The 14,779-nt window shown below is 29.3% G+C and carries 13 protein-coding genes, 4 tRNA genes and 1 other RNA gene; 3 read left to right on the top strand and 15 right to left on the bottom strand.

Translation table 11 applies throughout. The annotated features are described in order from the left end of the window. Positions 1–199: 199 nt before the first annotated feature. The 8 genes from B3W71_RS10665 to B3W71_RS10630 form a co-directional block, all read right to left on the bottom strand. Positions 200–1,894 (bottom strand): M3 family oligoendopeptidase, encoded by a 1,695-nt coding sequence (locus tag B3W71_RS10665; protein WP_346888910.1) that lies wholly within the window; start codon positions 1,892–1,894, stop codon positions 200–202. A gap of 184 nt (positions 1,895–2,078) precedes the next feature. Then, positions 2,079–2,333 (bottom strand): pro-sigmaK processing inhibitor BofA family protein, encoded by a 255-nt coding sequence (locus B3W71_RS10660; protein ID WP_346888909.1) that lies wholly within the window; start codon positions 2,331–2,333, stop codon positions 2,079–2,081. A 136-nt stretch (positions 2,334–2,469) separates the two neighbouring features. Next, positions 2,470–2,751, bottom strand: a complete 282-nt coding sequence (locus B3W71_RS10655) for a DUF2508 family protein (RefSeq protein WP_346888908.1) — start codon at positions 2,749–2,751, stop codon at positions 2,470–2,472. A gap of 154 nt (positions 2,752–2,905) precedes the next feature. Further along, positions 2,906–3,502, bottom strand: a complete 597-nt coding sequence (recR, locus tag B3W71_RS10650; RefSeq protein WP_346888907.1) for a recombination mediator RecR — start codon at positions 3,500–3,502, stop codon at positions 2,906–2,908. A 14-nt stretch (positions 3,503–3,516) separates the two neighbouring features. Further along, on the bottom strand, positions 3,517–3,855 hold the full coding sequence (locus tag B3W71_RS10645; protein WP_346888906.1) for a YbaB/EbfC family nucleoid-associated protein: 339 nt from the start codon (positions 3,853–3,855) through the stop codon (positions 3,517–3,519). A 90-nt stretch (positions 3,856–3,945) separates the two neighbouring features. Then, on the bottom strand, positions 3,946–5,580 hold the full coding sequence (dnaX, locus tag B3W71_RS10640) for a DNA polymerase III subunit gamma/tau (RefSeq protein ID WP_346888905.1): 1,635 nt from the start codon (positions 5,578–5,580) through the stop codon (positions 3,946–3,948). 278 nt (positions 5,581–5,858) lie between these two features. Further along, an RNA gene (gene ffs / locus B3W71_RS10635) (signal recognition particle sRNA large type) lies at positions 5,859–6,124 on the bottom strand. A gap of 2 nt (positions 6,125–6,126) precedes the next feature. Then, positions 6,127–6,216, bottom strand: a tRNA-Ser gene (locus B3W71_RS10630). Between the two features lie 173 nt (positions 6,217–6,389). Between B3W71_RS10630 and B3W71_RS10625 the strand changes: the two genes are divergently transcribed. Continuing rightward, positions 6,390–7,085 carry a TIGR00266 family protein gene (locus B3W71_RS10625; RefSeq protein ID WP_349676416.1) on the top strand — a complete coding sequence of 232 codons (696 nt, stop codon included), beginning with the start codon at positions 6,390–6,392 and terminating at the stop codon, positions 7,083–7,085. A 125-nt stretch (positions 7,086–7,210) separates the two neighbouring features. Here B3W71_RS10625 and lgt read toward each other — a convergent pair whose 3' ends face one another. The 4 genes from lgt to B3W71_RS10605 all read right to left on the bottom strand — a co-directional run bounded on the left by lgt (position 7,211) and on the right by B3W71_RS10605 (position 8,855). Continuing rightward, positions 7,211–7,987 (bottom strand): prolipoprotein diacylglyceryl transferase, encoded by a 777-nt coding sequence (gene lgt, locus B3W71_RS10620; protein WP_346888903.1) that lies wholly within the window; start codon positions 7,985–7,987, stop codon positions 7,211–7,213. 49 nt (positions 7,988–8,036) lie between these two features. Next, on the bottom strand, positions 8,037–8,261 hold the full coding sequence (locus B3W71_RS10615) for a (2Fe-2S)-binding protein (protein WP_346888902.1): 225 nt from the start codon (positions 8,259–8,261) through the stop codon (positions 8,037–8,039). Positions 8,262–8,263: 2 nt separating this feature from the next. Continuing rightward, entirely contained in the window at positions 8,264–8,716 is a 453-nt protein-coding gene (tadA, locus tag B3W71_RS10610; RefSeq protein ID WP_346888901.1) for a tRNA adenosine(34) deaminase TadA, read from the bottom strand. A 62-nt stretch (positions 8,717–8,778) separates the two neighbouring features. Continuing rightward, positions 8,779–8,855: transfer RNA gene (locus B3W71_RS10605), tRNA-Arg, on the bottom strand. 478 nt (positions 8,856–9,333) lie between these two features. Between B3W71_RS10605 and B3W71_RS10600 the strand changes: the two genes are divergently transcribed. Together B3W71_RS10600 and B3W71_RS10595 are read left to right on the top strand one after the other, a co-directional pair. Next, complete coding sequence (locus tag B3W71_RS10600) at positions 9,334–10,722, top strand: pyruvate carboxylase subunit B (RefSeq protein ID WP_346888900.1); 1,389 nt, start codon at positions 9,334–9,336, stop codon at positions 10,720–10,722. Positions 10,723–10,869: 147 nt separating this feature from the next. Next, positions 10,870–11,757: a phosphatidylserine decarboxylase gene (locus B3W71_RS10595; RefSeq protein ID WP_346888899.1), complete on the top strand. Its 888-nt coding sequence runs from the start codon at positions 10,870–10,872 to the stop codon at positions 11,755–11,757. Between the two features lie 16 nt (positions 11,758–11,773). Here the strand turns inward: B3W71_RS10595 and B3W71_RS10590 are convergent, their stop codons facing one another. The 3 genes from B3W71_RS10590 to B3W71_RS10580 form a co-directional block, all read right to left on the bottom strand. After that, positions 11,774–14,050 carry a methyl-accepting chemotaxis protein gene (locus tag B3W71_RS10590; protein WP_346888898.1) on the bottom strand — a complete coding sequence of 759 codons (2,277 nt, stop codon included), beginning with the start codon at positions 14,048–14,050 and terminating at the stop codon, positions 11,774–11,776. 285 nt (positions 14,051–14,335) lie between these two features. Continuing rightward, a tRNA-Arg gene (locus tag B3W71_RS10585) sits at positions 14,336–14,410 on the bottom strand. Between the two features lie 249 nt (positions 14,411–14,659). Further along, positions 14,660–14,750, bottom strand: a tRNA-Ser gene (locus B3W71_RS10580). Between the last annotated feature and the right edge of the window lie 29 nt (positions 14,751–14,779).

Here is a 14,779-nt window from a genome sequence, read left to right as displayed (position 1 = left end):
CTATTTAAAAAGTTAAATAGTTTCATATACAAATATATAGCATTTAAAATAGTTATATATTTACCTTTATAAGATTTCGGTATATAAAGTAGTAAATCAAATACTCTTCTACATTAAAATTACGTTCTTAACTATTATCACACCTTAAAATATAAAAGTGATGTAAAGATAAATTATCTCTACATCACTTAACTTACTATTAAAGCTTTTTATCATCGATACTTTCCAAATATTTATCTATATCACCAGTTATAGAACTTACACATCCATCTTCAAATGGTGAAATTAAATTAGCATATTTAACTAGATTTACAAATGACATTGTACCTCCGACATTACATAATCTTAAATAGTCTTCCCATGCTTTTTCATGATTATCTTGATCCTTCTTCCAGAATTGAAGGGCACATATTTGTGCTAGTGTGTAATCTATATAATAGAATGGACTATTAAATATATGAGCTTGTTGGAACCACCATCCACCTCTCTCTAAGAAATCGCAGTCTTCATAATTTTTATGAGGTAAGTACTTTTTCTCGATATTTCTCCATGCATTTTTTCTTTCTTCTGGTGTGGCATTTGGATTTTCATATACAAAATGTTGGAACTCATCTACTGTTACGCCATAAGGTATAAATTTAATAGCATCTCCTAGATGAGAATATTTATATTTAGCTTCCTCCTCTTCAAAGAAAAGCTTCATCCATGGCCAAGTGAAGAACTCCATGCTCATTGAGTGAATCTCAGAACTCTCGTAGGTTGGGAAGTTACATTCTGGTATAGAAATCCATCTGCTTCTATAGCATTGGAAAGCATGACCAGCTTCATGTGTTAATACATCTACATCTCCTGAAGTTCCATTAAAGTTAGAGAATATGAAAGGTGCTTGATAATTTGGTATATAAGTACAATATCCGCCTCCTTCTTTTCCCTTCTTAGTAACTAAATCCATTAATTGATTTTCTATCATAAAATCAAAGAATTCTTTAGTCTCTGGTGAAAGTTCAGAATACATCTTCATTCCATTATTAACTATCCACTCTGGATCTCCTTTAGGTTTAGCATTTCCAGTTAAAAATTCAAACTTTTCATCATAGTATTTAAGTTGATCTAACTCTAATCTTTCTCTTTGTCTTTCATATAATTTATTAGCAATAGGTACTATATAATCTTTAACTTGTTCCCTAAATTTACTTACCATTTCTGAATTATAGTCAGTTCTTAACATTCTTACATATCCAAGATCCACAAAATTTTTGAATCCAAGTTTATGAGCTATAGTAGTTCTAACCTTAACCATGTCATCATATATTTTATCTATTTCGTCTTCATTATCTGTATAGAATCTATATTTAGCTTCATTAGCCTGTCTTCTAACCTCTCTATTTTCCGATAATACAAATGGAGTTAAGCCTGATAAATTTCTTTCTTCACCTTCGAACATAATTTTAGCTGAGGCTATAAGTTTACTATATTCTGAAGATAGTTTATTTTCTAATTGTAAATCCTTTATTACCTCTTTAGAAAATGCCCTTAGATTATATTCTGCTATACTAAAAATTTGTTTTCCAAATTCCTTTTCTAATCCTAATCTAAATTTATTATTTACAATAGCTTTATAAAACTCTGAGTATATTTCATTATATAGAGGTTCATACTCGTCCCAATACTCTCTTTCCTTACTATAGAACTCATCTTCAGTGTTTATACTATACCTTATACTTGCTATATTACTTAATGTATCCACATCATTTCTAATAGCATTAATCTCATTAATAAGTTCTTTAACTTCTATTAAGTCATTGCTCTCATTTATTTTATCTATTAGGCTAAATAATTGTTCTTTCACTTTTTCATAATTTGGTCTTTCATACTTAAATTCATTGAACCCCATACATACACCCCCATTTTATAAATAAATTCTATCATTTTGAGAATATTATGTAAATACATTTTTCCATTTTGTTACACACTGTCACAATTTTAAATTTATATACGGAAGGGCTTTCGCAAAATATATTNNNAAGTGCTTATTCAATATTTATTTCGATTAGTTCACTCTGCGAAAGCCCCTTCTTCTATCTAATATAATTCAATATTATTAAGAATAACACCCCTGGTATACCAAGTATTCCAGCTATAAGAGCTGTTATTGCATTAATCGGTATTACTAAACCGAAGTTTCCACCTACTAAGTTTATTAACCATAATAGTATACCTCCAGCTATTCCATTAATAATTAAGTTTATTAATATTTTTAGCGGCCATGCAAATATTTTACCGATTATAAATATTGCAACTATAGCTATTATAAAAAATATAATGTTTGGCATTTTATTTTCCCCCTATACTATTATTAAAAAGCTATTTTGTATAAATTAGAATAAAGTTTTTCTTTTCAGTTTTAATAGGTAAGTATAAGTGTATATAATGGATATATATAATATTTATTATTTATTTACCTCTATATTACCACTTACTACAATAATTTAATTCTTCTATCATACAATCAGCACTTACTGTTATCCCTTTCTCTTTGGCTTGGGCTAAGAAATATATATATTTAGCTTTAGCTTCATCTTCTTTGTGTATAGATATATCTATTAGATTCTTATCACTGACATTATCAAAGCAGCTTCTAGCAACTTCAATTTCCGTTATTGAATCCTGTATTCCTTTTATTATTTCACGTTGTTCAGTCGTATAGATATTCTTAGATAATATAATTTCTATTACTTTATTTCTATTCATAATAATACCTCCACTACATATATTTATATGTAATTTTTGACATATAATGAATATATTATACTTGCTTTATTAATTATTATTTAAGATTTATCTTATATAAAGAAAGACAAGTGAAAATATATAGCCTATCTTCACAAGCCTTCTAAAAAATAATCTATATTTCTTTTCTACCTTCTAAAGCTTTAGATAAAGTAACCTCATCTGCATACTCTAACTCTCCACCTACTGGAATTCCATGAGCTATTCTTGTAACTTTAACTCCAAAGGGTTTTAGTATTTTTGATATATACATTGCAGTAGCTTCCCCCTCTATATTAGGGTTTGTTGCAACAATAATTTCTTTTAAATCATTATTTACTCTAGTTATTAATTGTTTTAAATTTATGTCATCTGGTCCCCTACCTTGCATTGGAGATATCGTGCCATGAAGTACATGATATATGCCATTGAATTCTCTAACTTTTTCAATTGTCATTATATCCTTAGGTTGTTCAATTACACATATAGTGCTTTTATCTCTGTTAGGATTTGAACATATAGAACAGGGATCACTATCAGTAAAATTACCACATACTGAACAATATTTTATAGTACCTCTTGCCTTTACTAATGCATTAGCAAACTCATCAACTTCTTCCTTAGGAAGATTCAAAACATGCAGTGTAAGTCTTTGAGCAGTTTTACTTCCTATTCCAGGTAATTTTCCAAACTCCTCAATTAATTTTTCTATAGCTATAGGATAAAAATCCAAATTAGTCACCTCAATTAGAACATTCCTGGTATATTAAGTCCACCAGTTAGTTTTCCCATAGATGCATTAGTTTCATCTTCTGCTTTCTTTAAAGCTTCATTTACAGCTGTTAAAACTAAATCTTGTAACATTTCTACATCATCTGGATCAACAACCTCTGGTTTAATCACTATATCCTTTAATTCTTTTTTTCCAGATACTCTTACTGTTACAGCTCCACCACCAACAGATGCTTCGAATTCTTTATTCTCAAGATCTTTTTGAGCGTCCTCCATTTGTTTTTGGAATTTTTGTGCTTGCTTCATTAAGTTATTCATATTTCCACCCATTCCTGGAAATCCACCTTTTGCCATTGTAATACCTCCTAAAAATTATATTTCATTATAACTAATATATAATATTATATTATAATGTAATCACCATTTTATTAAAACCTTAAAATTTTATTCATCACATATCTCCACTAAATCTTCTGGAAATATATCTGATAATATTTTTTCTTTGCTAACCTCATTATTTATATTATTGATTTCTACTTCATAAGTAACTAATACTCTTTCATTCAAAGCTTCTGAAAATACATCATTGATAATCTTTCTATATTCTTCTTTTTCAAGTCTTTGTTTATGAAAATTATATTCCTTTGTAAATCCAATAGTAATAACTCCATCTTGGAACTTCTGAACTTTTCCCATCATTAAAGCTGTAGCTAACACCATATTATTTTTCTGTTTAAGCATATTTTGAATATCTTTAAAAGACTTTCTAATCATTTCAACATTTAGCTTACTTTTCCCTGGTGATACAACTGATTCTATATTTTCATTATTATTCTCTAGTGATTTACTTGTTTCTATTTTAGTTGTAGATGTAATTACTTCTGGTCTTATATTCTTTACTTCCCTTGTTGCATTTTGCACTGTTATATTTCCTGATGCAATTTTATCTTCTAACTTATTTAATCTAGCTAATATAGTCTCCATAGATGTATCATATTTTATCTTACACATCTTTATTATTGCAAGTTCTAAATATATTCTAGCTTGCTTTGTACCCTTAGATATATCTTCTGCTTCCTGAAGTATATTAATACATCTCATTATTTCTTCTACTCTAATTCTAGTGCTCTGATTTTTTATACTTTCTATATTCTCTATAGACATATCTAGTACATCTTCTAGATTATTACTTACATTTACCATTAATAGATTTCTCATATGAGTAATTAAATCTCTAATTAATAGACTAATATCTTTTCCATCTGATATTAATTTATTTATAACTCTTATACATCCCTCTGTATCTCTATTTATAATACTATCTACTATAGCTACCATGCTATCGTTAGTAGTTATACCTAACATATCTACTAAATCCTCATATTTAACTACATTGTTTATTGATATAGCTTGATCTAATATTGATAAAGCATCTCTCATAGCTCCATCGCACATTCTTGATAATAATCTTAAGCTACTTTCATCAATGTCTACAGATAATGAATCTGTTATTTTTTTTAACCTTAAGAATATATTTTCACTGCTTATTCTCTTAAAATCAAACCTTTGGCATCTTGATAGTATTGTTATCGGAAGCTTTTGAGGATCAGTGGTTGCTAATATAAATATAACTCTACTTGGTGGCTCTTCTAATGTCTTAAGAAATGCATTAACTGCACCAATAGATAACATATGAACCTCATCTATGATAAAAACCTTATATTTAGCTTCTTGTGGCGGATATTGTACATCATCTATAATATCCCTTATGTTATCAACACTATTATGTGAAGCTGCATCTAACTCTGTTACATCTATAGCTGTACCTTGATTTATATTTATGCACATTTCACATTCATTACATGGCTCACCATCTATAGGATTTAAGCAATTTATTGCCTTTGCCAGTATCTTTGCCGTTGAAGTCTTACCTGTTCCTCTAGTTCCGCATAGTAAGTATGCATGAGCTATCCTATCGCTTTTTATGGCATTTTTAAGTGTGGTGGTTATATGTTGCTGTCCAACTACATCGCTAAATGATTTAGGTCTCCACTCTCTATAAAGTGCTTTATACCCCATGTATCCTCACTCCTTACAATAAAATTTATAAGTAAATAAATATATAAACTTAAAATATTACTTAATTACTGTCTATTATAATTTTGAATTATACTTATCCTATTTATTATAATACTTATCCTATTTATATTCTATATTCTTTACTAACTTATATTAAGTAATCAGATATATAATTCAATTTTTAAAAATTAAGTTCGCATTAATTAAATAATACTTTTAATTAATAATTGAAAAAAGGGTAAAAAAAAAGATGTCTTTAACATCTTAAAAAAATAAAGCCGTACACCTTGCTTCGATAATCAATTTATATGCGTTACCTATACAGTTAACTCAAACCAGGTTAGTCCACGGCACATGGAAGGTCTCACTTATCGCTGCTTCCTTCCAGATCTGACGAGGTTCATGAGTTTCCATTGCGTGGGACCCAATTCTCAACGCCACTTATATAGGCCAGACCATACAAATTGATACCTAAACAAGGAATTCAACCCTGCTGTAGCGGATTGCAGGTTACAGGGCACCGCTAACTCCCCATCTAGTACGACATGGCGGAGAGAAGGGGATTCGAACCCCTGATAGAGTTGCCCCTATACACGCTTTCCAGGCGTGCTCCTTCAACCACTCGGACATCTCTCCATATCATGTATTAACTATTATACTATTTAAAATCATTACTTTCAAGTAAAATTTATTTTAAAATATATACCAATTATAGTATAATTCTATTACGGTTAGTAATTTCTTGAATAAAAATTAGTAATATGTATATATTTATCATAAAATATTATAAATGGAGGTAGTTATTTATGATTAATTATGAAATTAAAGGTGGATCCATGCCAGTGGCTATCTGCTATCTAAATAGCGGAGAGAGAATCGTCTCTGAATCAGGGGCTATGGGATGGATGAGTGATAATATAATTATGGATACAAACATGAAAGGCGGATTATTTAAAAGCATAGGAAGATCTTTATCAGGAGAAAGCTTATTTTTAAATACTTTCACTTGCTCAGGTAATTTAGGTAAAATAGCCTTCCCATGTTCTGTGCCAGGAAGAATAATGGCTAGAGAACTTCAACCAAATGAATCTATAATATGCCAAAAGGGTGCGTTTATAGCAGCTGAAAGTTCTGTAAGCCTTAATATTCACTTTAGAAAAAAACTATCCACTGGTTTCTTTGGTGGTGAAGGCTTTATTCTTCAAAGGATAACTGGTCCTGGAACAGTTCTTTTAGAATTTGATGGTCATGTTGAAGAACTTAACTTAAATCCTGGAGAAAGAATAAAAGTAGATACTGGTCATGTAGCTGCTTTTGAACCAAGCGTAAATTTTGATATAGAAATGGTTAAAGGACTAAAAAACATCTTTTTTGGTGGTGAGGGATTATTTTTAACAACACTAACTGGTCCTGGAAAAGTATATCTTCAAACTATGCCTCTTCAAAACCTAGCTGGTAAATTATCTTTTTATCTTAACACTGGTAGTACTAATATGAGAGATTAATTTTATTAAAAATTAAATTTCTAATAGAATCATTTTAATGTATACTTATGACGTAAAGTAAAAAATAACCTTTTAGATAATAAAATATTTATCATAAATATCAACTATCTAAAAGGTTTAACTTTTTAAATATGAGGAATTGTATTATCCTTCTTCCTATATATTATTATTAATCCTACAACACATACAAGTACTCCTATGATACTTACAATTTGAGCTGTTCTAAGTCCAAACACCATTAAGCTGTCTGTTCTAAGTCCTTCTATGAAAAATCTTCCCATAGAATATAATCCTATATAAGTTAAGAATACAACTCCATCCTTTTTAACTTTGTGTAGCATATAGAATAATATAAAGAATACTCCTAAATCCCAAATTGATTCATATAAAAAGGTAGGATGATAGTAAGTTCCATTTATAAGCATGCCACTTTGAATAAACTCCGGAAATTTACTTATAAAAGCTTCTGTTACAGGTCCACCATGTGCTTCTTGATTAAAGAAATTTCCCCATCTTCCAATGGCTTGAGCTAATATGATACATGGTGCTGTCATATCTAGTGCAGATGAAAACTTTATTCCCATTTTCTTTGTGCATATATACACAACTATAACAGCTGCAATTATTCCTCCATGAATAGCAAGGCCACCTTGTCTAATATTAAAGATATCCATTAAATTATCTTTATAATATCCAAACTCAAATAATACATAATAGAGTCTTGCTCCTATTATAGATATTGGAAATGCAATCAAAAATATAGTTAAAACATCATCATAATTTATTCCTTTTAACTTACAAGTATATTGACTTAGTAAAAGTGCTAACATGGTACCTGAACATATTATAACTCCATACCACATAACATCTAAGCCAAATATATTTATAGCTACTGGATTCATATATTCCCCTCCTTACTCCTTTTTATCTCATTATAATCTATTTAAATAATTATTTGTATTCTTTTAATAGTTCTTCTATCTTATGTTTACATCTCATACCTTTACAGCTTCCTGATCCGGCACCTGTTATCTTTTTTACATCTTCAAAAGATTTAGCTCCATCTGCTATTGCTTTTTTTATAGCAGCTCTAGATACAACTCTACAAGTACAAACTTTAGTATGTTTATCTAATACTGCCTGCCTTAATGCTTCTTGTTTTGCTTGTTCGTCCATATTTATATTTTCTCCTTTCTCTTTTGTTTAAAAAACTCTTGTAGTAAATTGCTACATTCTTCATTATAGAGCCAATTAACATTAACCCAATGATTTAAATTTTCGCTTTGAGTAATGTTAAATACTGAACCACAGCCTCCACCTATAGGATCAAAAGTTCCAATATATAACCTTCTTATTCTACTTTGAACAATAGCTCCAGCGCACATAGGGCATGGTTCTAATGTTACATACATATCACATTCATTAAGCCTCCAATCTCCTATACCCTCTGCAGCTTTTTTTATTGCAATTATTTCTGCATGATTAGTAGGATCTTTGGTACTTTCCTTTGTATTATGACCTGTAGCTATTATTTTATTGTTTTTTACTATTACTGCTCCTACAGGAACTTCATTTTTACTTTTTGCAATTTTAGCTTCGACAATTGCTTGTTGTAAAAAATAATTATCCATAATGTACTCCTCTTTATTATATATAATAAAAAAAACTTAGTAAAGCAAGCCTTACTAAGTTCTGGTGCGCACGAGAGGAGTCGAACCTCCGGCCTTCCCCTTAGGAGGGGGATGCTCTATCCTGCTGAGCTACGGGCGCATATCATCTAATCTTTATTATAATAATATATTTATTTTTCGTCAATAGCTTAATTTCTATATTCTTCTATATACCTTTCTCTTAATAGTGGATTTAGTAAAATATATTACTAATCTTATATAATTTATGAATGGTAAAATCGTAAGCAACACGACTTTTTAAGCGTATACGAGGTGTTGTGTTGTAAATTTTATCTTGAATGAATGCTTTAGTAAATCAATATTACGAAACAGCTGAGCATTAATAATATAAGTGCTTATTCAATATTTATTTAGATTAGCTTTTTTGCGAAGATCCTGTAATGATATCTTCCTAGGATATATTAATTTTATTATTATATGCACATAATATAAAAAAATCTCTAACTTATCATATTTGTCAGAAAAATAACTGATTTATTGCAGATTTTTATTTGAAACTATGTTAAAATACAAATATATTGTTATTTTGCAACAAAAAATTCAGAGGTGATTTTATAATGAAGAAAATTAATATAACAGAAACAGTGCTAAGAGATGCCAATCAATCTCTTATAGCAACACGACTTCCTTTTGAAGATTTTGCACCTATTCTTAAAGATTTAGATGATGCAGGATATCATTCATTAGAATGTTGGGGAGGAGCAACCTTTGACTCTTGCTTAAGATATTTAAATGAAGACCCATGGGAGAGATTAAAGAATATAAAGAAAATAGTTACTAAAACTCCTCTTCAAATGTTATTAAGGGGTCAAAATATTCTAGGATATAAACACTATCCAGACGATGTTGTTAGGGAGTTTATTAAAATGTCTGCTTACCATGGAATGGATATAATAAGAATATTTGATGCTTTAAATGACTTTACTAATATAGAAGTTGCTATGGATGAAACTATAAAACAAGGTGCTCATGCGCAAGGAACTATAGTTTATACTGTAAGTCCAATACACGATGTTAAAAACTATACAACCCTTGCAAAGCAACTTGAAAATATGGGTGCAAACTCTATTTGTATAAAGGATATGGCAGGTCTTATAATGCCATCTATAGCATATGATATAGTTAAGAGTATAAAAGAAACTGTTAAAATTCCAGTATTTTTACACTCTCATAGTACAAATGGTATTGCTGAAATGGCTTATTTTAAAGCTGCAGAAGCTGGTGTAGATGGAATTGACTGTTCAATTTCTTCATTCTCTAGTGGTACAGCTCAACCTCCAACAGAAACTATGTACCATGCATTAGAAGCGGCTGGATTTACTACTGATCTTAATATAGATACTTTAACTCAAATAAATAATTTCTTTAAGCCAGTTAGAGCAAAGGTTTTAGAATCTGGATTACTAGATCCAAAGGTATTAACTCCTCAACCAGAAGGACTTACAAACCAAATACCAGGAGGAATGTTATCTAACATGATTTCTCAGCTTAAAGCTCAAAACTCTATAGATAAACTTGATGCAGTTCTTACAGAAGTTCCTATGGTAAGAGAAGATTTAGGATTCCCTCCACTTGTTACTCCAATGAGTCAAATGGTTGGAACTCAAGCTACAGTTAATGTATTAACTGGTGAGAGATATAAAATGGTTCTTAAAGAAGTTAAAGCTTATTGTAGAGGGGAGTATGGTAAGGCTCCTGGAAAGATAAATGAAGAAGTTCTTAAAAAAGCTCTTGGAAATGATACTCCTATTAAAGGAAGATATGCTGATACTTTAGAGCCAGCTTTCCAAAAGACAAAAGAAAAATTAAAAGATATAGCAACTAGTGAAGAAGATGTTCTTTCTTACTTAGCATTCCCACAAATAGCTGAAGAATTCTTTAAGAAAAGAAGTGAAAAGCCATCTAATGATGATATGAGAAAGTTAACTAATAGTGAAGTAATCTAAGTTATATAATAAAAGTTAAATTAACTTAAATATCTCCAATTAAGATATATTCTTTTATATCTTAATTGGAGATATATTTATATCTATAATACATTTTCTGTTATAATATCATTATGCTAAATTTAAAATAAATCTGGAGATGATTTTATGATAAAATACTATGATAGAAGAATGAATACATATAATAAGGAAAATGTAGCTGGTGAAGGTATACTCAATTTTATATATAGCAATTCCTTTGCAAAGACCTTTTTACCTGATGTTGCAAGTAAAAAGATTCTAACTAAACTCTATGGAGTGGGATGTGATAGCAAATTTAGTAGAAGGTATATAAAAAACTTTGTAGATAAATTCAATATAAATATGGATGAGTATGAAAAAAATATAGATGAATATAACTCCTTTAATGATTTTTTCTATAGAAGACTTTCAAAAAACAGCCGTAATATTTGTAATGATGAGAAAGCATTTATTTCACCCTGTGATGGAAAGTTATTAGCCATAGATAAACTTGATGAAAATTCTAGCTTTGCAGTTAAAGGATTTAAATATACCCTCAGTGAGTTACTACAAAATGAAAATTTAAGTAAGGAGTATAGCAATGGTACTTGCCTTGTGTTTAGACTATGTCCAACTGATTATCATAGATTTCATTTTGTTGATTCTGGAGTATGTTCTCAATCCAAATTTATAAAAGGTAAATATTACTCAGTTAATCCTGTAGCTCTTGAAAATATAAGTAAGGTATTTTCAGAGAATAAAAGAGAGTATAGCATTTTAAAAAGTCACAATTTTGATGATGTTATCTATATAGAGGTAGGTGCTACCTTTGTTGGTTCTATCATTCAAACCTATTCATCCTCCTCTGAAGTTAATCGTGGAGATGAAAAAGGATATTTTAAGTTCGGTGGCTCAACAGTTATAGTTGTACTAAAGAAAAATATATTAAAAATAGATGAAGATATTTGTTGTCAAAGTAAATTAGGAATAGAAACTTCCGTATATATGGGTGAAAAAATAGGAGTAAGAATTTAAATTCTTACTCCTATTTTTATAACTTAAATTTAAGTGTAGTATCATTTAATTTGTCTGCATTTTCCTTGTTTTCTATAGCAGTATTCTTTATACTATCAATACTTCCTACTATCTCCATAGTTTTAGATGATATAGAGGATACTCCCATTGCCCCTTCTGTAACTGTTACTGATACTTCATCTATAGCAGTAACAATTCCTTCTATAGCTTGATGTAATATTGCTGCTTCATTACTAAACTCATTCATAAAGCTATTAAATTCTTCTGCATCTTTTTCGTATAAAGTTCCTTGTTCTATATTTTTATCATAATCCCTAACTACTTGTTGTTCAATAAAATTACTCATACGTTCAGCACTAAATGCTAGTTTATCTACAGATTTATTTACTATCTTAACTATACCTTGTATGTCTGCTGCGGTTTTACCAGACTCTTCTGCTAGCTTTCTAACCTCATCTGCAACCACAGAGAATCCTCTTCCTGCTTCTCCTGCACGAGCAGCTTCTATTGCAGCATTTAGAGCTAATAAGTTAGTTTGTTGGGTTATCTTAAGTATAGAGTTAGCTAACTTATCAATTTGCTTAACTTCTTTAGAATTTGTTATAGCAACCTCTAATTCACTTTTTACACTGGTATAAATATCATTTGATTTTTCCTTAGCTTCTATAGAGCTAGCTTTTATTCCTTGAGCTCTCTTAAGAATATCTTTAGTTATTTCATATCCCTCTATAGCTTCATTTGCTATATTTTCTACACTCCTAATCATATCAGCAGAAGTTGCTGCAATTTCTTGAGAAGTTGCTGAAGTTTCTTCAATACCAGAAGATACACTTTCAGTTTCAAATAAGGTTTCATCAGCTTTAAGTTTTAATAATTCCGTAGATTCTTCTACTATGTTAACATTATTAGTTAGTATTTCAGTAGTTGATGCAATATCTCCAACTACCTCTCTTAATACTTCCCTCATATTTATAATAGATCTGTATATAAGTCCTATTTCATCATTAGACTTAATTACAGTTAAATTATCATTAGTTAAATCCAGTTTTGCTGTTTTATTAACTAACGCTGCAACTGTTACTATAGGATTTATGATTATATTTGCCATAATCATTATTACAATAGAACCTATAATAACTATAGCTAATGCTATTAATGATATTTGTTTAACCATTGTTATTACTGGCTTTCTTATTTCGCTACTATTAGCATCTATAACCATAGTCCAGTTTGTTTTAGGAACTAATCCATAAGATGACGTTACCTTATTTCCATTTAACTTATATTTTACAGATCCAATATCTACATTACTTCCCTTCATTGCCTTATCTACTACAACTTTTATTTCAGGAATATCTATTTTTTGTCCAATTTTTTTTCTATCTGGATGGTAAATTATATTTCCAGTCTCATCAATGAGATATGCATAGCTACTCTCTATATCACCAATCTTTATATTTTCAATGTAAGTAGAAAAACTCTCAGCATATACATGTAATGCTATATATCCTACACATTTACTATAATTAGCTTGGTCTAATACAGGGTATGTAAATACTAAAACTCCTTTATCTCCATCTACTGATTTAATAGTATTACTTATCCATTTACCACCACTAGAACTAGTACTATGATAACTATTATCCACTTCATTAGATCCAATTAAACCCTCTTCACTATCGGCTATAATATCACCTGAAGTGCTAATTAATGATATTCTATCTACATGATCATTATTGGATATATATTCTTTAAAACTTTCATTTATATGCTTAATTTCTTCCTTGCTATCTTTCTTTTGGGCATAATTTAATAATACATTAAGATTATCCTTAGAATTTGAAAGTGCAAAAGCCTCATTAGTCACCTTATCCATCATTACTGATATAGTTTGTATAGATGACTTAGTTATTCCCTTCATATTCTCTACACTTTGACTTGAAATTGCCTTTGAGGAATTTATGTACATAACTGTACTTGTTATTACAATTGATACTATAATAAGTCCTATCATACTAATTAGTATTTTTCTTTTAACACTAGTTCCTTCAACCTGTAATTTTCCTTCTTTATAAACCTCAGCTGTTGATTTCATATTATCTATATTATTACTTATAACATTAATTTTATCTATTTTATTACTATTTCTTACTTTATTTTTAACGGAGTCTTTATGCTTAATTGTAATTTTACTGAATGCACTATTATTTATGTCTTTAAATATATCTTTTAAATTAAATGATGAACTTTTTTTCCTTCTTTTAAAAGTACTATCAGACTTCTTTTTAATCATAAATATACCCCCATATACTAATAATTTATATAATAATTTATATAATAATTATCGTATATAAAAGTACACACTGCATATCATTTATCCACATTATGTAATTTATATTAAATATATTTAACTATAATGGAATTAATTGAATTGTATAATAATTTAACTAAACTTAAACCTTTTTATATTAGTCTAATATGGTTTTTTTTATATTTTAAGTCGAAATAAATCATATTTTAAAATAAATATTTATAATAATAAAAAAAGTCATTGCAAATAATTTGCAATGACTAAATATGGCAGGGTGTGTAGGAATCGAACCCGCAATATACGGTCCGTAGCCGTATGTTATATCCATTTAACTAACACCCCAAAATATTGTTAAATATATATTATATAATAACATATAATCATTATAATTTCAATAATTATTTATATAAATCATATAAAGATTATCTGATTTATATTTAATATAATAGTGAACCATAGTATTAGCATACTGTCACTAAGCCGACTACAACTTTATTGTTAGCTCTACAACTTTTGCAATTAACCACCTTAAATAATCCCCAAAACAAAACCTGCTTCTTAAATAACTATTTAAGAGGCAGGTTTTTATATTGGCGGAGAAAGAGGGATTTGAACCCTCGCGACGGTTACCCGACCTACGCCCTTAGCAGGGGCGCCTCTTCAGCCACTTGAGTATTTCTCCAAAAAATAATATGGCGGAGAGATAGGGAT

The organism is Clostridium sp. UBA1056 (assembly GCA_002316385.1).
GTDB lineage: Bacteria > Bacillota > Clostridia > Clostridiales > Clostridiaceae > Clostridium_J.
Note: the sequence above shows the minus strand (reverse complement) of the source record. Positions and strands in the feature narration are given on the sequence as shown.